The sequence below is a fragment of the Pyrodictium brockii genome (assembly GCF_055379715.1).
In genome coordinates this window covers 1,570,871-1,590,811 of record NZ_AP042401.1, presented here as the reverse complement: position 1 = coordinate 1,590,811, position 19,941 = coordinate 1,570,871, and the positions used below count along the sequence as shown (strand labels likewise).

Below are 19,941 nucleotides of genomic sequence, written 5' to 3'. Positions count from 1 at the left end.
CCCGGGACCCTCTACGCCATCACTGCCAGCTGGTAGAAATCGCTAGGGGATAGCTCGTAGACTCTACGCCCCCCTAGGAGCTTCTCAGCCTCGTCACGGCTAAGGCCGAGGCACCTGGAGGCCTGCTTGGCGGCCTTCCTGTTCCTCCCAGAGAACATGCAGCGTGTAAGCTCCTCCACGCGGCGCAGCTCCTCCCTCCCCGGCCGGTCCTCCCTCGGCTCGAGCACTACTATCCTCGAGTACACCCTGGGCCTTGGCCGGAACGCTGAGGGAGGCACCACGGGGCCCGGCTTGACGCGGTAAACTAGCTGGACTAGCACGGTTATCCTCCCGTAGCTGCTGGCGGCGGGTCTAGCCGCTATCCGGTCGACAACCTCCCTCTGGAGAAGAAGCATAGCCGGCTTCTGCGCCTCCACTGAGAGGAGCGAGAGGAGGGGCCCCGTTATACTGTAGGGTATGCTCCCGTAGACAGCGTCAAACCGCTCCAACACGACCGGGGGGCTTAGGGCATCAGCCTGGACCGGGGCAAACACCGGGTGGAAGAAGGATAGGCTCCCCAGCCACTCCATGAGCCTCCGGTCGAGCTCTATACCCACCAGGAGGCTGGGCCTGCAGCGCCTGAGGATCTCGGAAGTTAGGAAGCCCTGGCCCACGCCAATCTCTAGGAGGCGGGTGAAGCCGCACGCCCAGCGGGCGAACTCCCTGGCAACCCAGCGTGCCCTGAGAAAGTTCTGGCCAAGCCTCCTGGAGGCCCTAGGGCTGGGCTCCACTGCTTCCTGATTCCCCCTGGCCAGTGGGTCCGCGGCTCAGCTTCGCGTATATAGTTTCCAGGTAGTTCAGGTAAAGTGGCTTCACGGGCTGCTCCCTCTCCCGCCTGGGGGGCCTCACGAAGAGGTAGTACTTCTGTCCCCCCTTAAGCTCCTCAACTATACGCGCCGCGATAACCTTAACCGGGTCTATGTGGATCCTACTCCTTATATCCTCATAGCTCTTGAAGCGCTCCTTCTCCCTAGACTCTATAATCTTCATAACAGTCTTCTTCCCTACGCCCGGCAGTAGCTCAAGACTGTGAAACCTTAGGGTTATAGGCCCCGCTATGTTGAAGAACTCGACGAACACGGGCTCTTTCTTCCTCACTATCTCCTCAACAATGCTTGGCAACATCTCCTTCGCGAACCCCGTCAAGTCTTCATACTCTATGTCTGCCTCCACACGGTATATCTTATCACGCACCTCTGCAACAGGGCCTACATAGACACGCTCGCCAACCTCGAGCTGGACTCCATGCCTCGGAGAAGCCTCCATGAGTATGAAGTAGTCCTCGCCGATCAGCTGTACCACCGGCTTGTTCTTATGCCATGGATGCCTATCAGTAGGGTTGCCCATCGGCATGTAGTCTAGCACATAGGCGTACTCTTCATGCGGCCTGCCGCCTCTCCGGCGCTGCCTCGGCCTGCGCTGCTGCATTCCAGCTCCCTCTCAAACGCATAGCCCCATACACTACGCCGTCCCGAAGGGATTTAAACGGGGCGGATCGCCGCCATCCTCTAGGGAGAAGAGGGAAGAAGGCGAGACAAAGGACAAAAGAGGTACTGCGCCCACGCGGCCTCCGCACCGCTGGGAGGAACAGTCGTAGGGGACCTGGACACCGGACGTGCTTATTCCTGCCGAGCCGCGCGCCGGCACGCCTCGGATAGTATCTCCAGGGCCTTCTCCACGTCTGATGCATCATAGCCGCCGTCTATATCGCCCAGTATAGCTTTAGCCTCCTCCACAGTCTCCGGCAGGATGTTCACGAGGATCGAGGCAGCAAACTCACTAAACCCTATCTCTCTAAGCTTCTTCATAGCCTCCTCGGCCTCGTCTGGCCCGCACTTCGCGAACTTACCCACATACTCGTAGGTCCTCATAACTATAGGGTTGTCGCCCATCACTGGGACGAGGGATTCGAGTATCTTTTTCGCTACAGGTATCGGCGTGTACCTGGAACTAAGTATTTCCACCACGGCTGACACCCTAGGGGCGTGCTCGACTGAGAGTGAGGCACGAAGGGATACCAGTCTCGCCTCCCCGGCCGCGAAAGAGGCCTCGAGGCTGCGGAGAGCCTGGAGCCTCTTCGCCTACTGCAGGCCGAGGGGCTAGACCCCCTCCTTCTTCTTCGGAGGCGTCAGCGCCTCCGGCGGCACCGGGCGCATATGCTCGGGCCTCACTATGAGCGTCTTTACCTTGCTGCCGACCTTCAGCTGAAGTATGTAGGCCTTCCCCCTTCTCCCGACAACTGTCGCGACCTTACCATGGTAGCGGCGGTGGGGCATACCTTTCATCACTGAGGGGTTTATTATTATGTACACCTTGTCTCCCGGTTTGTACTCGTGCATCAGTAGGCTTAGGGGAGGTACTGCGCCGCGCTCACGTACGTGCTTGCGGAGGAGCTTTCTGGTGCGGTGCCTGAAGCCCCTGGATGCCTTCAATGCTCCAGCCCCGGGTCCCGCGGCTGTGGGGGCGAGTATTATATCCTCTTAGCGTGCCCGGGCCGGAGGCTGCTCCAGCACTCCCAGCACGTCCAGCTCCGCGCAGTAGGCGTCGGCGCCGAGGTACTCGGCGAAGCTCGGCGTAGTGTCGCCGCCATCCCCGCTCACAAGCTCCTTTATGTAGAGGCCGCCCTCAGCCACTATTACAGCCTCGAACACTGTCGGGGCCAGCCTCCGGGCCTGGAGGGAAAAGACGGCCCTCTCCCTCACCACGTCCGGGCGGCGGTGCCTCACCCGGCGGGGAGTCCTCTGCCTTATCGTGGCCCCGGTGAAGTACTCCTCGAGGCCGCGTAGCTCCTCCTCACGGACCTCCCTGGCAACCACCACCAGGGCTTTGTATATCTTAGCCCTCCTGGAGTGCTCCCCCTTGATCTCAGCCACGTCTCTGCGGCGGGCCCTAGACTCTAGCCTCACCTCGACCAGGCCAGCAGCGTAGCGGTTGACCAAGTCCCCCAGGAAGCCGGCGGAGAAGCTGCGGCGCCGGGCAGCCTTCAGCTCCACTATGAAGGGGCGGCCTAGGCCGAGCATCCTCGCGTCTGCATCCTCCCGGCCCGAGCCGTGGAGGATGACGTCGTCGACGTCTGCCGCCTCGGACAAGATGAACAGCGCGTCCTCGACACTGAACGGGTAGCGGCGCTTGCCCCTCCTGGTCACCCAGGCTGTCTGTGAGACGCGGCGGGCAGTCTTCCAGTACCGGCCGCGCAGTAGGAGAGGCATAACTCGTATCTCCACATCCCCGCTGGGGATGTCGACTACCACAACCACGTCAGGGTTGTCGAACTCGGGGACTAGGCTTGTGAGCCTCTGTATCCTCTTACTAACCTCCCTCTTCACCTCCGATGCTATCGACTCCGCGTACACCAGGCCGAACATCCTCTTCAGCTCGTCCTCACGCTCCCTCAGACCCGGGTCTAGGCGCGCTGCCACAAGGAAGCTGGAGACGTCCATGCCGGAGAGCTGCTCGACCGCCCTCCTCGCGGCCTCGTCGAATAGGCCTGGGAGCCTGGAGCCGCAGATGTAGCAGCGCCTAGCCTCCAGCGGCTTACCGAATACCTCGCGGTAGAGCCCCTCCGCTATACCGCCTATACTGGGTGCTAGCCTCTCCAGCTCCTCTCTGGCCTCCTCACGGCCCTCTCGGAGGGACATGTGGAGCGACATCACGAGGAGGCGTTTCAGAGCCCGGCCTCGCTCAGCGTTGCTCCACCCCCTCCCCAGGAGGGCGAACATCCTGCCGAGGCAGTGGTCGCAGAGAGGGTACTCCCTCAGCAGGCGGTAGGCTTTCTCAACCAGCGCCCAGGCCTCTCCCGGCTCCCTCCTCTCCCCGCCCGCAGCCTCCGAGGCACCGCTCATCATACGCTACCATTGCCGCGGCTAGCAGCCACCAGGGCTTAAACCCGGCGCGGCCCCGAGCTAGAATGCAGCTGCTGCAGAGGCCCTCCTCAAGCACCTCCCAGGCCTCCACACAGCCCCCGGCCTCCTCGAGCACGTCGCCGGGATTCGCCTCGATCCCCGGCCAGGAGCCCCGCTCAAGGGCCGAGCTGAGCACGCCGAGCAGTGTGGGCTCGTCCGCCCTCAGCCAGCGCACTCTAGACCCGTCTATCCTTACCGTGACCGGCCTCCACTCCCCCGCCTCGAGCCACACAACAGCCTCTACACAGACCCATCTACGGATGCCGCCGGAGAGCAGGAGGGCGGCCGCAGCAACCATGCCGGCGCGGAGCAGGCTGCCGGGGGAGGCTTCGTCGCGGTAGAGGACCCTAACCCGGCAGCTTCCCGAGCCGGGAGAGCTTCTCAAGTATATCCTTCCTCTTCCTCAGCTGCTTCATCATCCTCTTAACCGTCTTGTAGTAGTTGTACAGCTCCCTAACATCGCTGGTCTCGACGCCTGCCCCTATGGCTAGCCGCCGGACCCTGCTCCTCTGCTCCAGCAGCTCCGGGTTGTCAAGCTCCTCGAAGGTCATAGAGTCCATTATACTTATCCACTTCTTCATCTTCTCCTCGCTCACCCTAGCGGCCTCGTCGAAGGAGTCGAGCATAGCCGAGAAGCCTGGTAGCATCTGGAGCACCTTCCTGAAAGGCCCAAGCTTTTTCATCTGATGCAACTGCTTGTAGATTGTGCGGAACGTTATCTTCCCTGCCATCATCTCCTCCATAGTCTTCTCGAACTCACCGACGCTCTGGAGCCTCTCTATCTTCTCCAGCAGAGACTCCAGGTCACCCATCCCGAGGATTCTTGCAACGAACCTCTTCGGCCTGAACACCTCAAGCTCGTCTACGTCCTCGCCGGTGCCGATGAACTTTATTCTAGCGCCCGTAGCAGCCACCGCGGACAGCGCACCGCCGCCCTTAGCGGTTCCATCCATCTTCGTCACTATTATGCTGCCTATCGGGGTCGCCTCGTGGAACCTCTTAGCCAGGTCGTAGCTCTTCTGCCCCATAGCCGCATCTATGACCAGCATTACCTCGTCCGGGTTTATAGCCTCGGCTATGTTCTTCATCTCCTCTAGCAGGGCCTCCTCCTCCCCATAGCCATGGCGGCCGGCCGTATCAACTATTATTATCTCAGCCCCTCTTTTCCGGAGCTCCTCCACCCCCCTCCTAGCTATACCCACAGCATCCTTGGAGCCCGGCTCACCGTAGAACATGGCCCCCACTCGGTCGGCGAGCTGCCTGAGCTGCTCGTAGGCGCCCGGCCGGTACGTGTCGGCTGCGACCACGCCAACCCGGTAGCCCATTGACCGGTAGAACTTGGCCAGCTTGCCGACGGTAGTCGTCTTGCCGCTCCCCTGAACACCAACCATCATTATCACGTAGGGGGTGTACCGGGGCTTAACCTCCGGCTCCCCGTCCCCGCCGAAAAGCTTTACCAGCTCCTCGTAGGTTATCTTGACCAGCCACTCCCTCCTACTCACCCCGGGCGGCGGCCTCTCCTGCAGAGCCCGCTCCCGTATCCTCCTAGTTAGCTCGAACACGAGACGCACATTGACATCGGCGGATATGAGGGCGCGCTGCACGTCCCTCACATACTCCTTTACCAGGGCCTCGTAGGGCCCACTACGCTTCAGCAGCTTCCCCACTGCCCTCCGGAGGTCCTCGAGGCCCGGCACCCTCTATGCACCCTGCCGCAGGTCCCCCTGGGTAGAGGAGAGCAGCCCCCGGGCCGTCTAATATTGCCTGGCGCGCCTCAGGGCGGCTGCAACGAGCAGTACCAGGGCGAGCCAGTATATGAGGAATACTGAGCTGCAGAGGCAGCACGCCTTCCAGGCAGCGGCGGCCGAGAGGCCTACCAGGAAGGGTGCTATGCTGTAACGCCTGGCGTTGGGGATGCCCGCCGCCGCCGGAACCATCATGGGGGCGTGCACGGCTATATGCATGCCTATAAAGGCTATAGCCACCATGTGCATCGTGTACACGTCCCCGCCGGCGAGGGCAGCGTAGATGACAGGGATAAGGCTAGCCAGCACGCCCACGTAGCCGGCCGCGAAGTAGCTGTGGGCAAGGCTCCCGCTGCGGGCGCAGCGGCCGGCCCGGTAGATGCGGGCACCCAGGGCGTATAGTACCGTGGAGAGGGCGGCGAGCAGCGATGACAGCCCGGCCGGGCCCGTGAGCAGCAGGGCACCGGCGGCCAGGGAGAGGCCCGTGCTTACCGGGAGAAGCCACAGCACTGGCTTAACCCCACAAGTCATTGAGAACGACTGGTATGATACGGCATAAACCATCGGCAGCAGCAAGCCGTAGACAGCGGCCATGCCCGCTGCGCCGGCGCCGAGCCTCCCGAGGGCCAACGGCACCAGGACAGCCGAGACCGCATAGCTCAGAGCTATGTGGAGATAGCTAGCCTTCAGGAGGCTGCTGCGCATAGCCGCCACGCCGGCCGCGGACAGTGTAGCCAGGAGGAGAGCGCCGGCCGAGTAGAGGAGCCAGGAGAACCCGTAGCCCAGGTAGAGGGCGGCCGGGTAGAGGGCTAGCAGGGCCACAGCAGGGATGCCCGCGGCCTCGGCAGCGCTGCCCAGACGGCTGAGAGCAGGCACGGCATAGGCGTAGGCCATGCTGGACGTGAACACGACTATGCTGGGAGCCATCAGCGAGAAGTGGGCATGGAAGTCGCCCAGAGGAGCAGCCACGAAGCCCAGGACAGCGTATACCATGGAGATGACAACGCCCAGCCTTATGCTCCATAGCCGGGCGCGCCGCCAGGCCCCTCGCAGCTCCATGCACCCAGTGGGGGGTTGAGGCGCCGGACGGCCGGGAGGTGTAAGCCTTGCGTTAGAAAATACTCGGGTCGAGTATAGAGCAGGGGCTACTTGGGGGCGCCCCTAACCCGGTTTATAATGTACCTGCCCATGACCACCCAGTACTCCACCTCAGCGCCCGGCTGCAGCTTGGACCGCAGCTCCTCGTCCTTGGGCTTCTCGACCTCGAACGTCTCATAGGTCTCCATGTCCATGATCTGAACCATGTCACCCATATCGGCTATTACCTGGCCAATCCTCTTATCGATGATGGGCACCTCAACCCTGGCATCGACCGGGGCTGTAAGGGTCTTCTTGTTCCCCGAGAAGAGGCACACAGCAACCACGTGGGCCTTAGCGCTGCCATGCTTACCGGTCTTAGCCTTGCTCATCTCAACAATCCTGCAGGGCTCTCCATCGATCACAATGTAGCTGCCGACACGTAGCTCGCCCAGAGTCGCGTAGGTGACGCTCACGGTCCAGCACCCCAGGGGGAAGCGCCAAGAGGACCTGCCATATTTTAGAGCTTAGCCCCTGGAAGGAGCCACTGGATGACAAAACATTTAACGGGGCTGGAGGTCGCCCCAGCCTTACATGGTGCCGCGGTAGTATAGCCCGGCCCAGTATGCGGGCCTGTCAAGCCCGTGACCCGGGTTCAAATCCCGGCCGCGGCGCCACCCCCATCACCCAAATCCTCGTACCGGCCCAGGGACACGGCCCCCGGCCCCTTGAACCCCAGGCAGCCGTCCGCGGTCATGGCCCGCAATGAGACCCCCCGCCATTAAGCCAGGGGTACCGGCGCCCGCTAGGCTTGGAGCCGACTCCCACGGTTAGCCTGCCTGACCTTGACCTCCAGGACTCCCCGCAGCTTGGCCCCATGCTCCGGCGGCAGCCGGTGGCCGTGGACGGCGTAGAGCTTCATAACGTAGCCCTCCCTCCCCGGGAACATGTCCAGCCACCGCAACATCTCCCCGGGCTCCGGGGGCCTCTCGGCGTAGAGGGCTACCGCCCTCGGGCTCTCCATGCCCGCCTCCTCCGCGGCTGCGAGCCTCTCCCAGGGCTCAAGCACCCTGGCCTGGAGCACTGCCTCCCACAACACCCCGGCCGAGGCCGGAGGCCTAGCTGCGTCGACGAGGGCCGCCCGGTAGCACTCCGGGTCGCCGCGGTGGTAGCCCCCGGGGGTCAAGCAGCGGCCGTAGAGCTCTATGTAGAGAAGGAGCCCGACCGCGCCCCAGGGGTCTGCGCCCGTCTCCTCCAGCGCGCGCACCATCCATCCGGGGGCTCGGCGGCCTGCACCCGTGTAGATCCGGCCCTCGTAGGCCACCAGCAGGGCTCCGTCCAGCTTCTCCTCCAGCACCACGGGGCCGCTGACCCACAGCCGGCGGCGGCGTAGGAGCCTCTCGTAGTCCTGCAGCCTCAGCACCGGGTGGAGCCTCGCCAACCCCAGGCCACTCCCGGGGCTATGCCAGGCCCAGACCCCGGGCCAGCATATAGGCTCCCATAGCAAGGTAGTAGGCCAGCGCCAGCCGGCGCAGCGCCCTGGAGCCTACCCGGAGGAGGACCCTGGAGGAAAGCGTCGCGCCGGTATAGGTGCCGGCTAACAGGGGGAGCGCAAGGCCCGCGTCGAGCCTCCCCCCGAGGGCGTGGCCTAGCACACCGGCGAGCGCAGTGAGCCCAACCATCATCTTGCTCGTGGCCACGGCAACCTTCATGTCGAAGCGGAGGAGGAGCACCAGCACCGGCACCTTGATTACGCCGCCGCCTATGCCCAGGACGGCGGAGACCATCCCGGCGGCGAACGAGGCGAGCCACCCCACAGCCCGGCCCGAGCCCGGCACCTCGCGGAGGCTGCGCCTGCCGCCACGCCTGCCGCCACGCCTGCCAACCCCCTCCTCCACCACGAAGCCAGCGGCCGAGGCTATGAGGAGGATGCCGAAGAGCGCCACCAGGAGCCTGCTCTCCACCCTCCCGACGAGCACCGCGCCTAGGAAGGCCCCGGTGGTGGATGCCGACTCGAGGAAGACAGCAGTCCAGACGTCTACGAGGCCCTCCCGGTGGAGGCGGCGGAGCCCCCCGGCGCTGGTGCCGAGTATCGCCACGAGGCTCGCGGCCGCAGCGCGCTTGATGTCGACGCCGGCCAGGACCAGGAGGGGGACTATGAACACACCGCCGCCTATGCCGAGCAGTGTCCCCAGGAAGCCGGCGAGGAAGCCAACCGCCAGCGGCCCGGCTGGGTTCACTCCACAGCAGCCCGAGGAAGGCCGGGCTGGCCACGCCGCTTGCTAAAAAGGAGGCGGCGCCCCCTTCTACGAGGCCCGGGGCTCCTCGACGCCTATCATGCTCCAGAGCCTCCTGCGGAACCGCTCCCACCACTCCCTGGCGGCTGAGGGGTCCTTGAGGAGCCTCTCCGCCCAGTCGCGGCTCCCGACCTCCCAGGCTATACCCGCCACCATGTCCACGGTCTTCCTGGTCTCCCAGGGCCTGGGCTCGGCGCCGGCCTCGAGCTGGTACACTGCTATCTTCCTCAGCGTCTCGGCAGCGTGGCTGGAGAGGTCCACGTCCACCCCCAGTAGCTCCCTGTACATCCTCTCGAGGAGCCTCTCCGCCCAGCGGCGGTGGAACCTGCAGAGCCCCGCGTTGTCGAGCAGGTACTCGGCTTTCATCCTCTCGTACACCGCCTCGGCCAGCTCCTCCGGGTCGGCGAAGCTCGGGCTGTAGACTGTCCAGTAGCGGCCGGGCACTGGCACCGGCGCCACCACGCCCGGGCTCCAGTAGAGGTTGGGGGTCATGTAGCCCCGCTCGCCGTAGGCGGAGTAGACCGCGGGGTCCCGGTGGCTGGCGTGGTACATCCTAGTCCTCCAGGGGTAGACGAGGTCCAGCCACGCCGCCGCCTCCCGCAGCCCCCTCTCGGCAACGGCCTTCAGCAGCGGCGTGCTGTGCTCGACCAGGCCCTCGAGGATCCTCCGGACCGCCTCCGCGTTGACCCCGCTGTCCCTCTCCACGCTGTAGCCAGCCGGGTCGAAGACCGGGCGCCCCTCGAGCCCCGCCTCCCCCGGATCCAGCATGCCGCGGTGGACGAGGTCCATCAACCACGCGGCTATATGGCCCGCCTCTATGGCGTCCAGCCCCAGCTCGTCAGCGAGCTCCACCAGGCCGGCCATGTCCCCGGCGCGGAGCACGCCGGAGAAGGGGCCGAGGGCGTTGGAGGGCTCGTAGTCCAGCTTCACGCCCCTCCAGAGCTTCTTACACGCCGCGGGGCAGGGCTCGCCGCAGGTCCTCCAGGGCCGGGGCCCCTTACCCTCCGGGAACACCTCCCTCTTCACCGGCTCCCAGAGGCTCCTGAGCACCTCCTCGGCGAGCCTCCTCCTCTCGCCCGCCGGCAGGTAGACACTGTTGTAGCCGAAGAAGGGGACGAGCTCCCTGTAGTGGGGGTAGTTCACCCCGAAGGTGCCGCCGGCCCCGAACCTCGGGTCGTACCGGTACTTCACAGTAGCAGCCTCCACCGCCTCCATGAAGCTCTTGCCGGTGGCCTCCCTGCTCAGCCGGTCCAGCAGCCTCACGTCGCGGAGGCGGGGGTTCTCGGAGGCGGGGTCGTAGGAGCCCCCATAGACCACCGCCGCGACCCCGTGGCCCTGGAGCAGGACGCTGCCCCCGCCACCCCTGCTGGCTGAGTCCACAACCCTCCCCGGGGACCCGGCCTCGACGTTGAAGCTGAACACCCCGGCCATGATGGTGCGGGCGGCCGCCGGGCCCACGACGAGGACGCCGGGGGACGGGAGCCCCCGGGCGAGCCTGTCCAGGGCGTAGGCGGCGAGCGCCCAGGTGCCCCTGAGCCCCCGGTACTCGCGCCACACGCTCCAGAGCCTCTCCCAGCCCAGCTCCACGACCTCGACGCCCTCGAGCCCCCCGCTGGAGCCCCTGACCACCACTGCAACCGGCTCCTCGCTCCAGCCCTCCACCACCAGGCCGTGGACCCCGGTGCGGATGAACCGGTAGCAGGCGCCGCCCAGCGCGCTCACGTGCAGCCCGCGGGTGACCGGGCTGCGGAACACGAAGACCATCCGGCGGGAGCCGAACACCCTGCTGCCCGCGAAGGGCCCGCAGCCGGCGACCACGGGGTTACGGGCGCTGAACACCGGGTGCTCCTGGCTCCCGGCCCTGAGGTGGACCTCGATACCGTAGTCGACGGGGCCGAGGACGCCGGGGGCAGCCGCATCCTCAACCCGGTAGCGCCCGGAGCCGGCGTCGACGTGGAGGAAGCGTAGACGCAGGCCCTTCAAGGCCGGCACACGCCCGGAGACCCTATAACACGCTCACCACATAAATGGTAGCCCCGGGAGCCACAGGTCTTGACCGCACCCACGAGGGCGCGGGACCTCGTCAGGGAGATCCACCCCATCTACACGGGCCCGGAGACGAGCGTCCGGAGAGCCGCACAGATAATGGCCGACCACAACGTAGGGAGCGTGCTCGTCGTCGACGAGGAGAAGAGGCTCCTAGGAATATTCACCGAGCGCGACCTGACCAGGCTAGTAGCACGCGGCGAGAACCTGGACAAGCCCCTCAAGGACGCCATGACACCCAACCCGGTCACAGCCCACCCAGACGACCCCCTGCCACTCATAGCCCACAAGATGATAGAGCACAACGTACGCCACATACCAGTAGTCGACGACCAGGGCAGGGTGCTAGGGGTTATAAGCATACGCCAGGTACTCCGCCAGATAATGGCCCGGGAGGAGTGGCCCTAGCAGGCGTCCCTGCCAGGCCAGATCGCCACAAACCCGCCGGAGAACCCCCCACGCCTCCTCCTCTTCTCCCCCGCAACCCCCTCAAGCTCCTCCCAGCCCACACCCCGGACGCGCAGCCACTCCCGCAGCGCCTCCAGCAGGTCAGCAGCCTCCTCCAGCGAGCCCGACCCAGCAAACTCCAAAGCCTCCTCCACAACCTTAGCCCTCAACAGTGCCTCCAACACGCTGCCGGAGACCCGGTAGAGCACCACATCACTACGCCCCTCAAGCTCCCGCGCAACACCATCCCGGACAAGCTTCCAGCAAACCAACCCAGCCACCCCTCAACGCCCACTCACACAGCCCCCAGGGCGGAGAAGGGCCCCGGAGGTAGAGAAGCCAACACACCCGGAGAGGAGACACACGCCGACAAGCACACGGCAGAAGAGCCGAGGACAGACAGGGAGGCGAGGAGAACCAGACGACCACGCAGCAGGAAAGCCGGGGGCCCAGGCCCCGCACGCGCAGAGCCCGGGGAGAGAGCCCCTAGCCCCGGGCCCTGGACCCCTTGGCGGGCCACGCAGCCCTACAACCAGCGTGGCCCGCCCCTGGGCGAGAAGCCCACGGCGTCCGGGCGATTGGGAGCGGCGGGCTCAACCCCTCGGGCCCTAAGGCCCTCGGGGCTTACACCCCCGCCCCATCAACCCCGTCTTCTACGGGAGCCCGGGCCCGGCCCCCAGAGGAGGCCGGGCGGCCGCCTCTTTTCGGGGAGGAGTTCCCGCTTAGATGCTTTCAGCGGTTACCCCCTACGGCGTGGCTGCCCGGCGCTGCCCTGCCGGACAACCGGTACACTAGAGGCCGCGGCGCCCCGTTCCTCTCGTACTAGGGGCACCTTCCCCTCAGGCGGCCCACACCCCCCGCGGGTAGAGTCCGACCTGTCTCACGACGGTCTAAACCCAGCTCACGTTCCCCTTTAATGGGCGGGCAGCCCCACCCTTGGGGGCTGCTGCACCCCCAGGATGGGAAGAGCCGACATCGATGTAGCAAACCGCGGGGTCGATGTGAGCTCTCGCCCGCGACGACTCTGTTATCCCCGGGGTAACTTTTCTGTCATGCCCGGCCCCCACCGAGGGGGGCACGAGCGTTCGCTAGGCCGCGGTTTCCCGGCCGGACCCCTTGCTGTTCGGGGTCCGGTCAGGCCGGCTTTTGCCCTTGCACTCTACGGCGGAGCTCTGACCCGCCTGAGCCGACCTTTGGGCGCCCGTGTTACCTTTTCGCGGGCGTGCCGCCCCAGCCAAACCGCCCACCTGGGGCTGTCCCCCCGGCTCCCGCCGGGGGTAAGCCCCCCGGGCCTGGGTGGGTGGTGTTTCATTGGCGCCTCCCCACCCCCCGGAGAGGGTGGCTCATCGGCTCCCACCTACGCTACGCACCCAGGCCCGAAGGGCAACCCCAGGCTGCGGTAAAGCTCCACGGGGTCTTCTCGCCCTGCGGGGGGATGCCGGCCTGTGCACCGGCTCCGTGGGTTCACGGGGCCCCGGGCCAGGACAGTGGGGACCTCGTTGATCCATTCATGCGCGCCGGAACTTACCCGGCAAGGCATTTGGCTACCTTAAGAGAGTCAGAGTTACTCCCGGCCTTCAGCGGCGCTTCGCCGGGTTGAACCCCGGTTTCACGGACCGCCAGTGGCCAGGATTCGGCCCCCGTACACACCCTTTCGGGCTTGCGGGGACCTATGTTTTTATTAAACAGTCAGGCCCCCCTAGGCACTGCGACCCGCGGTCCAGAGGGTTTACCTCCAGACCGCGGGCACCCCTTCTCCCGAAGTTACGGGGCCAATTTGCCGAGTTCCCTGGCCCGGGTTGACCCCCAGACGCCTGGGGCTTCTCACCCAGGGGCACCTGTGTCGGTTCTCGGTACGGGCGCGGGGGATCGCTCCCCGCCCCCTTTTCAAGGGCCCCCGGGATCGGCGGAAGGGCCCTAACGGGCCCCCATTCCCGCCTTCGGCCGGTTCTCGCCATGACGGCTCTCCCCGGCCTTCAGCGGTTAGCCGGGTCGCGGCCCTTCGGCCGCCCCCGGTCCGCCTACCCGGAGGCGTCGGAGGCGGGGCTTGCGTTGCCGCACCTACCCCCGCGGCACGGGAATATTGACCCGTTTCCCTTTCCCCGGGTCCGTGTTACGGCCCGGGTTAGGGCCGGCTCACCCTCGGCCGACGACCGTTGCCGAGGAACCCTGGCCCTTTCCGGCGGAGGGGATTCTCACCCCTCTTCGCTGTTACTACCGCCGGGATCCGCACCCGGGGCGGCTCCAGCGGACCTCACGGCCCGCCTTCTGCGCCGCCCCGGCGCCCGCCTACCGGATGCGGCCCGCATAGCGGGCCGCCCCCGGGGTCTCGGCGGCCGGCTTAAGCCCCGACATATCTTCGGGGCCCTCGGCCTCGGCGGGTGAGCTGTTACGCACTCCTTAGAGGATGGCTGCTGTTAGGCCCACCTCCCCGCTGTCTGAGGCCGAGGACGCCCTTTCGTTGGCACTTAGCCGGCCCTTGGGGGCCTTAACCCCGGTCTGGGTTGTTCCCCTCTCGGCCCCCGGGCTTACCCCGGGGAGCCCCACTCCCGCCATCTACGGCGGCCGCGGGTTCGGAGTTTGATAGGGGGCCGGGGGCTGTCACGCCCCCTGCACCCCCAATCAGTGCTCTACCCCGCGGCCCGGCCTCCGGCGGGGCTGCCCTGCGAGGCACTTCGGCGGGAACCAGCTATCACCGGGCTAGATTGGCCTTTCACCCCTAGACGGGGGTCAGGGGAACGAATTGCACGTCAGAACCCCTTCGGGCCTCCACCGGGCTTTCGCCCGGCTTCACCCTGCCCCCGCCTAGATCGCCCGGTTTCTGGTCTCACGGCCGTGACTCCGGGCCCTTACGGACCCCGCCCCTCGCCGGGGGAAGCCCCCGGCTGCGGGCTCGTCGGTTTCCCTACGCCTTCGGGGGTGAACCCCTTAGGCTCGCCACGGCCGTGAACTCCCCGGCCCGTGTTTCAAGACGGACGGGGCGACCCTGGTCCGCCCCTCTCGTACTCCCGGCTCGCGCCGGTTTCCTTCGAGGGGCCTCATCCCTTTCGGGCCGCCCCGTGCTTAGCCGCCCGGTTTCAGGCTCTTTTCACCCCCCTTCCGGGGTGCTTTTCAGCGTTCCCTCACGGTACTAGTTCGCTATCGGTCTCGGGACGTATTTAGCCTTGGAAGTCGGTGACTCCCAGCTTCCCACGGCAGAACCAAGCCGTGGTACTCTGCTCGGCGGCGCGGGCCCCCCGGGTTTAGCCTACGGGGCTGTCACCCTCTACGGCGGGGCTTTCCAGCCCACTTCGGCTACCCGGGGTCGGCCCGCTGGGGCTCGGGGCCCCAGCCGCCGAGCCAACAACCCCTCATCCCTCCGCGGTTATCCCGCGGAGGATTGGTTTGGGCTCTCCCCCTTTCGGTCGCCCCTACTCAGGGGATCCCTGTTGGTTTCTTTTCCTCCCCCTACTAAGATGTTTCCGTTCGGGGGGTTCCCGCTCGGTACTCCCGCGGAGAACCCGCGGTTTCCCGAGCGCCACGGGCTATTCGCCCGTGGCGGGAGGCCCCATTCGGGGATCCCGGGTTCAACGGCTGCCTGCGCCTACCCCGGGCATATCGCCGCTTGCCGCGCCCTTCGTCGGCGCCCGAGCCGAGCCATCCACCGGGCGGCGTCCGTGCCGTGGGAGCCCGCCCAGGGCGGGGTCCAGGGCCCGGTTTGGCCGGGCCCTCCCGGGCCCTGCGCGCCGCCCACCGGGCCCGTATGGGCCCCCGAGCCCCGGGATAACGGGGGTTCCCGGGGTGGCCCGTTCGGCCCCCTGCAGCCACAGGAGGTGATCCAGCCGCAGGTTCCCCTACGGCTACCTTGTTACGACTTCTCCCCCCTCGCGGGGGAGAGGTTCGACCCCGCCCTGGCGAGGGACGGGGCCTCACCCCTCCCCCGCTCGGGTGGAGCGACGGGCGGTGTGTGCAAGGAGCAGGGACGTATTCACCGCGCAATGCTAACGCGCGGTTACTAGGGATTCCGCGTTCACGAGGGCGAGTTGCAGCCCTCGATCCCAACTGCGGCGGGGTTTAAGGGATTGCCTCCCCCTTTCGGGGTCGGATCCCGCTGTCCCCGCCATTGTAGCCCGCGTGCAGCCCGGGGGATTCGGGGCATGCTGACCTGCCGTGGCCCCCTCCTTCCTCCGCCTTGGACGGCGGCAGTCCCCCTAGTGTGCCCCCGGGGTGGCCCCCGGGGTAGCAACTAGGGGTGGGGGTCTCGCTCGTTGCCGGACTTAACCGGACACCTCACGGCACGAGCTGGCGACGGCCATGCACCTCCTCTCAGCGTGTCGGGCAAGGTCGTCAGCCTGGCCGTCATCCTGCTGTCGCCCCCGGTAAGATTCCCGGCGTTGACTCCAATTAAGCCGCAGGCTCCACCCCTTGTGGTGCTCCCCCGCCAATTCCTTTAAGTTTCAGCCTTGCGGCCGTACTCCCCAGGCGGCGGGCTTAACGGCTTCCCTGCGGCACTGGGCGGGCTCCAAGCCCGCCCAACACCTAGCCCGCATCGTTTACAGCCGGGACTACCCGGGTATCTAATCCGGTTTGCTCCCCCGGCTTTCGCCCCTCACCGTCGGGCGCGTTCCAGCCGAGCGCCTTCGCCACTGGTGGTCCTCCCGGGATTATCGGATTTCGCCCCTACCCCGGGAGTACCCTCGGCCTCTCCCGCCCCCTAGCCCGGCAGTATCCCCCCCACTCCCCGGGTTGAGCCCGGGGCTTTAGGGGGGGACTTACCGGGCCGGCTACGGGCGCTTTAGGCCCAGTAATCATCCCGACCGCTCGCGGGGCTGGTATTACCGCGGCGGCTGACACCAGACTTGCCCCCCGCTTACTCCCCCGCCTTCCTACAGCGGGGAACAGCCGCCTTATCGGCGGCACTCGGGGTGACCCCGTCACGGTTGCCCGCATTGCGGAGGTTTCGCGCCTGGTGCGCCCCGTAGGGCCTGGGCCCTTGTCTCAGTGCCCATCTGGGGGCTCCCGCTCTCACGGCCCCTACCCGTTATCGGCTTGGCGGGCCGTTACCCCGCCAACTACCTGATGGGCCGCAGCCCCATCCTCGGGCGGCGCGCGGGGAGGCTCCGCGCGCCCTTTCGGCGAGGGACCCGTTCCAGGCCCCCTCGCCTATCGGGGATTAGCCCCAGTTTCCCGGGGTTATCCCCGTCCCGAGGGTAGGTTGGCCACGTGTTACTCAGCCGTCCGCCGCGCCCCCGCGTCCGGGGGCGCACGACTCCCATGGCTTAGTCCCACCCCGATAGCGGTCGGGCCCGGCAGGATCAACCGGAGTCACGGCCGCAAGGCGGGCCGTTGCCGGGCCACCCCGTGCCGCCCGTTATCCCGGAGGCCCGGGGTCTGGCCCCGGGCCCGGTGGGCGGGCGGGGCCTGGGCCCCCGTCGGGCCCAAGCGTCCCAGGGGTACGGCCCCCGGGTTTGCTTGGGCCCCCATTATTGCTGCGTGATCGTCCCGCGGCCCCGCCGGGGTTCCCTCCCAGCGGGGCTCGCCGTGTTTGAGGGCTAGCGGCCGAGGGAAGGATATAAGTATTTCGTGGTCGTGTCTCTCTACTCTATCAGAGCTACTGTTTTCAGGTAAGCCTGGGTGTTACCACCATTCTTTCAATACCGTGTATGCCAGCCGCCCCCGTATTGGCCCAGGCCCCGTCACACCCAGTGTGAAGACCCGGCGTCTACAAGACATGGCTGCAGCCGCCCTGCAGCGTGACCGGCTGCACAGGTAGTGCTGCACCTGAACCTAAGTATGTGGGACACTACCCGGTAATGCGGTGGGAGCCCGGTGGAAAATGGAGACTAGCTCCATAGAACCCATGGAGGCCGGGCGGGGAGAGCTAGGGGGCGCCGGCGGCTGTGGGAGCGTGCGGAGAAGCGGTGGTGCTGTGCCCCCGGCTGGAGGCTAGCCCGCCCATCCCGCCGGGCTTTGCCCGGCGTCGCGGCTGCGCCGCCGCCGGGAAGCCGGGGGCACCCAGGTACCGGTGGGGCCGGGGCTGGAGGGGTATCTGGGTTTCCAGCCCCTCGGGGGCTAGGGTGCCGGGAGCCCTGCCTGCTCCGCCGCCTCGGCGCGGAGCCTCTTCATGCAGCCATCCCTTAGCTTTGGGCCGTGCTGCGCCTCCTCCAGGCACTCGCTCGGCGTGGCGTCGGGGCCTAGAAGAGCCTCGAGCCTCTTGAGAGCCTCTCGGGGAACGCCCCTGCGGTAGACCTGCTCGCAGGCTGCGGGGCCGCCTAGGCTGCGAAGCGCGGCAGCCTCGGCTGCCGCGGCCGCGGCGAGAGCCCTCACCATGCCGTGGTTGAAGCCCAGGTGGTGGGCCACCGTGCCGCCCACCTTCCTCTTGGAGAGCTGGGTGGCGTCAATGTAGGCCTCGAGCGCGCGGCTAATGATGCCGTGGAGCTTGGAGGCGGGGTCCCAGGCGCCGCAGCCACTGTAAACGAGGGCCACAAGCCACCGGCGCCGAGCCATGACGAGGCTCTGGAGCGTCAGCAGCTCCTCCCGGCTCGGAGGCGGGGGCCTACCGCGCGGCGTCCTCGGCTCGAGCAGCCTCCAGGGAAGCGGCTCCTCGGGCGCGAGGGAGAGCGTGTGGAGGAGGCAGCCACTCCAGCCCGTGGAGCTGTAGGCGTGGAGCTCCACCACCTGCCTGGTCTCAGCCGGGAAGGGCCGCGGCTCGGCCGCGACAGCCTCCAGCCTGGCCCCGAGCAGGGCTGCCGTCGCCGCGGCCGCCTCGAGCACAACTGCTTGAAGCGCGCCGTGCCCCTCCTCGCCCAGGACGACGTAGACCGTGCCGGGCCTCCTCCGCTCCCTCAGGGCGGCTGCGAGCAGCGCGCTGAGCACCGCGGCGTGAGCGTCGCCGGGTAGGCCCGTGAACCTCCAGCCGCCCATGAGGCCCCTCCAGGGCACCGTGGCGTAGGAGGCACGGGCACAGGCCACGGTGCCTAGGCGGAGGCCACAGCGCCTCACCATGTAGTCCTGGAGCCTATCGAGCACCTCCCTGTAGCTCTGCGACCGGGGGAAAGCGCCGACCTGAGGCCACACACTGTACACGTCGGGGACCAGCACGAGCCCCCGGTTATCATACACGTTTGGGTCGAGGAGGGCGGCCAGGGGGTCCAGGGCCTCGGCCGACGCCGCGCCGTATACGAACTCGAGGCGGGGTAGCCGCTTGAACGGGCTACCCATAGCGTATACCGCGAGCCCGGGCAAGACGCTCCACGGCACCCCTGGGGAGGGTCGCCCCCACCCAGGGGATTAATGAGAGGCCAGGGCTCGGGACGCGGCCTCCCGGGGCCACACCACCCCTCCACGCGGGAGGGGCCTTCGGCTGTCCGGCAGAGCATCCTCACAGCCGGGGGAGAAACGGGGTGGTGGACCGGCCGGGATTTGAACCCGGGACCTCTCGGGTGCGAACCGAGCGCTCTTCCAGGCTGAGCTACCGGCCCACCCGTGGTAGACGGCCGGGCCCCAATAACCGGCTATAAAGCTTCCCGCCGAGCCCCTGGGGCTCCGATGCGGGCCTTGACGCCATCCCCCGGCGGTAGGCCGGGGTTGGCACGGGCAGGGAGCAACCCGGGTTCCCTCGTCACAGCCCCGGGGGCTGGGAGCAGGGACCTCCCGGAGACTGGAGCCCTGGGCACGGAGACCTATATTAGGCCAGCCCTTCCCCATACGCCGCGTCCCGGGGATGGGCCGCCTCCGGGGAGCCCGCCCGGCGAGGGGCGGGCAATGAGGCTCAGCGGCCTCGCGTCGGAGCAGCGCTGTGACGTGTGAGAGGCCGCCGTAGCTCAGCTGGTAGAGCGCGGGGCTGTGGACCCCGAGGTCCCGGGTTCAAATCCCGGCGGCGGCCCCACTCGGGCAGCCTCCCAGCGGATTCCCCCGGCCCTTCTCTACAATCCACTGCCTCCTGGGCACACACCGCCCTTAGCCAACCCTCCTGGCGCTCCAGGGGCTGCATGAGCCCCGGGGGGCCGGAGGGCCTCGATGCTTATCCCCGGCCCCCCTGCCAGTCATACCCGGGGGCTCCCCCGGAGGCCTCGGCTGGCCGCTGACGGGCCGCAGAGGCCCGGGGAAACTCCGCCCTCCCCGCGGCGCCGGGGCCCCGCAAGGGGCGCGGGTGATACCCGCGGCAACGGCACAGAAACGGCACGCCCGCCCAGGGAGGACGGTGAAGCGGCGAGGGCCCGCCGGCGACGGCGGGCCAGTAACCCGCAGAGGACCTGGGCGGGTGCGTTGAAACGGCCGTCCCCCGGGGAGCAAGGCGGCGCGCCGATGAGGGCCGCGCGAGCGGCGCGCCGGGTCCGCTTAGTCGGATGCGGCCGAAGGTACAGAAGGCGGGTTATAGCCGGGGCCCCGGGGGGAGCCCCTCCCGGG

The 19,941-nt window shown here is 67.2% G+C and carries 15 protein-coding genes, 3 tRNA genes, 2 rRNA genes and 1 other RNA gene; 4 read left to right on the top strand and 17 right to left on the bottom strand.

Annotated elements, in window-relative coordinates; all coding sequences use genetic code 11:
- Nucleotides 1-11: 11 nt before the first annotated feature.
- The 9 genes from rsmA to ACZ42Y_RS08495 all read right to left on the bottom strand — a co-directional run bounded on the left by rsmA (nt 12) and on the right by ACZ42Y_RS08495 (nt 7,239).
- Nucleotides 12-770, bottom strand: coding sequence for a 16S rRNA (adenine(1518)-N(6)/adenine(1519)-N(6))-dimethyltransferase RsmA (gene rsmA, locus ACZ42Y_RS08535; protein WP_058370410.1), 759 nt, complete (start codon nt 768-770; stop codon nt 12-14).
- Nucleotides 754-1,467, bottom strand: coding sequence for a DUF655 domain-containing protein (locus ACZ42Y_RS08530; RefSeq protein ID WP_058370411.1), 714 nt, complete (start codon nt 1,465-1,467; stop codon nt 754-756). Before ACZ42Y_RS08530 ends, rsmA begins: the two co-directional genes overlap by 17 nt.
- Before the next feature lie 191 nt (nt 1,468-1,658).
- On the bottom strand, nt 1,659-2,006 hold the full coding sequence (locus ACZ42Y_RS08525) for a hypothetical protein (protein ID WP_058370412.1): 348 nt from the start codon (nt 2,004-2,006) through the stop codon (nt 1,659-1,661).
- Nucleotides 2,007-2,138: 132 nt separating this feature from the next.
- Nucleotides 2,139-2,471 (bottom strand): 50S ribosomal protein L21e, encoded by a 333-nt coding sequence (locus ACZ42Y_RS08520; RefSeq protein ID WP_058370413.1) that lies wholly within the window; start codon nt 2,469-2,471, stop codon nt 2,139-2,141.
- A 48-nt stretch (nt 2,472-2,519) separates the two neighbouring features.
- On the bottom strand, nt 2,520-3,881 hold the full coding sequence (locus ACZ42Y_RS08515) for a tRNA pseudouridine(54/55) synthase Pus10 (RefSeq protein ID WP_058370414.1): 1,362 nt from the start codon (nt 3,879-3,881) through the stop codon (nt 2,520-2,522).
- Entirely contained in the window at nt 3,814-4,326 is a 513-nt protein-coding gene (locus ACZ42Y_RS08510; RefSeq protein ID WP_058370415.1) for an RNA methyltransferase, read from the bottom strand. The genes ACZ42Y_RS08515 and ACZ42Y_RS08510 overlap by 68 nt, the downstream gene beginning before the upstream one ends.
- Entirely contained in the window at nt 4,289-5,638 is a 1,350-nt protein-coding gene (locus tag ACZ42Y_RS08505) for a signal recognition particle protein Srp54 (protein WP_464735474.1), read from the bottom strand. The genes ACZ42Y_RS08510 and ACZ42Y_RS08505 overlap by 38 nt, the downstream gene beginning before the upstream one ends.
- Nucleotides 5,639-5,695: 57 nt before the next feature.
- Nucleotides 5,696-6,745, bottom strand: a complete 1,050-nt coding sequence (locus ACZ42Y_RS08500) for a hypothetical protein (protein WP_464735473.1) — start codon at nt 6,743-6,745, stop codon at nt 5,696-5,698.
- A gap of 86 nt (nt 6,746-6,831) precedes the next feature.
- A complete protein-coding gene (locus ACZ42Y_RS08495; RefSeq protein ID WP_058370418.1) occupies nt 6,832-7,239 on the bottom strand; it encodes a translation initiation factor IF-5A in 408 nt (135 codons plus the stop codon).
- A 123-nt stretch (nt 7,240-7,362) separates the two neighbouring features.
- Between ACZ42Y_RS08495 and ACZ42Y_RS08490 the strand changes: the two genes are divergently transcribed.
- Nucleotides 7,363-7,440: transfer RNA gene (locus tag ACZ42Y_RS08490), tRNA-Asp, on the top strand.
- Nucleotides 7,441-7,568: 128 nt separating this feature from the next.
- Here ACZ42Y_RS08490 and ACZ42Y_RS08485 read toward each other — a convergent pair.
- From ACZ42Y_RS08485 to ACZ42Y_RS08475, 3 genes are all read right to left on the bottom strand, one after another.
- Complete coding sequence (locus ACZ42Y_RS08485) at nt 7,569-8,204, bottom strand: hypothetical protein (protein ID WP_058370419.1); 636 nt, start codon at nt 8,202-8,204, stop codon at nt 7,569-7,571.
- A gap of 19 nt (nt 8,205-8,223) precedes the next feature.
- Nucleotides 8,224-9,003, bottom strand: a complete 780-nt coding sequence (locus ACZ42Y_RS08480; RefSeq protein ID WP_464735472.1) for a sulfite exporter TauE/SafE family protein — start codon at nt 9,001-9,003, stop codon at nt 8,224-8,226.
- Nucleotides 9,004-9,069: 66 nt separating this feature from the next.
- Entirely contained in the window at nt 9,070-11,052 is a 1,983-nt protein-coding gene (locus tag ACZ42Y_RS08475) for an aldehyde ferredoxin oxidoreductase N-terminal domain-containing protein (RefSeq protein WP_464735471.1), read from the bottom strand.
- A 60-nt stretch (nt 11,053-11,112) separates the two neighbouring features.
- On the opposite strand from ACZ42Y_RS08475, the gene ACZ42Y_RS08470 reads away from it, so the two are divergent.
- Entirely contained in the window at nt 11,113-11,514 is a 402-nt protein-coding gene (locus tag ACZ42Y_RS08470) for a CBS domain-containing protein (RefSeq protein WP_058370422.1), read from the top strand.
- Here the strand turns inward: ACZ42Y_RS08470 and ACZ42Y_RS08465 are convergent.
- From ACZ42Y_RS08465 to ACZ42Y_RS08445, 5 genes are all read right to left on the bottom strand, one after another.
- Nucleotides 11,511-11,825, bottom strand: a complete 315-nt coding sequence (locus tag ACZ42Y_RS08465) for a nucleoside triphosphate pyrophosphohydrolase family protein (protein WP_058370423.1) — start codon at nt 11,823-11,825, stop codon at nt 11,511-11,513. The two genes, ACZ42Y_RS08470 and ACZ42Y_RS08465, sit on opposite strands and share 4 nt — an antisense overlap.
- Nucleotides 11,826-12,111: 286 nt before the next feature.
- Nucleotides 12,112-15,221 (bottom strand): 23S ribosomal RNA (locus ACZ42Y_RS08460).
- Nucleotides 15,222-15,360: 139 nt separating this feature from the next.
- A 16S ribosomal RNA gene (locus ACZ42Y_RS08455) occupies nt 15,361-16,858 on the bottom strand.
- The 16S and 23S rRNA genes sit together here, the layout of an rRNA operon.
- A gap of 746 nt (nt 16,859-17,604) precedes the next feature.
- Nucleotides 17,605-18,777 (bottom strand): hypothetical protein, encoded by a 1,173-nt coding sequence (locus tag ACZ42Y_RS08450; protein ID WP_058370424.1) that lies wholly within the window; start codon nt 18,775-18,777, stop codon nt 17,605-17,607.
- 159 nt (nt 18,778-18,936) lie between these two features.
- Nucleotides 18,937-19,013: transfer RNA gene (locus tag ACZ42Y_RS08445), tRNA-Ala, on the bottom strand.
- Nucleotides 19,014-19,344: 331 nt separating this feature from the next.
- Here ACZ42Y_RS08445 and ACZ42Y_RS08440 point away from each other — a divergent pair.
- Together ACZ42Y_RS08440 and rnpB are read left to right on the top strand one after the other, a co-directional pair.
- Nucleotides 19,345-19,420 (top strand) — tRNA-His (locus tag ACZ42Y_RS08440).
- A gap of 179 nt (nt 19,421-19,599) precedes the next feature.
- An RNA gene (gene rnpB / locus ACZ42Y_RS08435) (RNase P RNA component) lies at nt 19,600-19,921 on the top strand.
- Nucleotides 19,922-19,941: the final 20 nt, after the last annotated feature.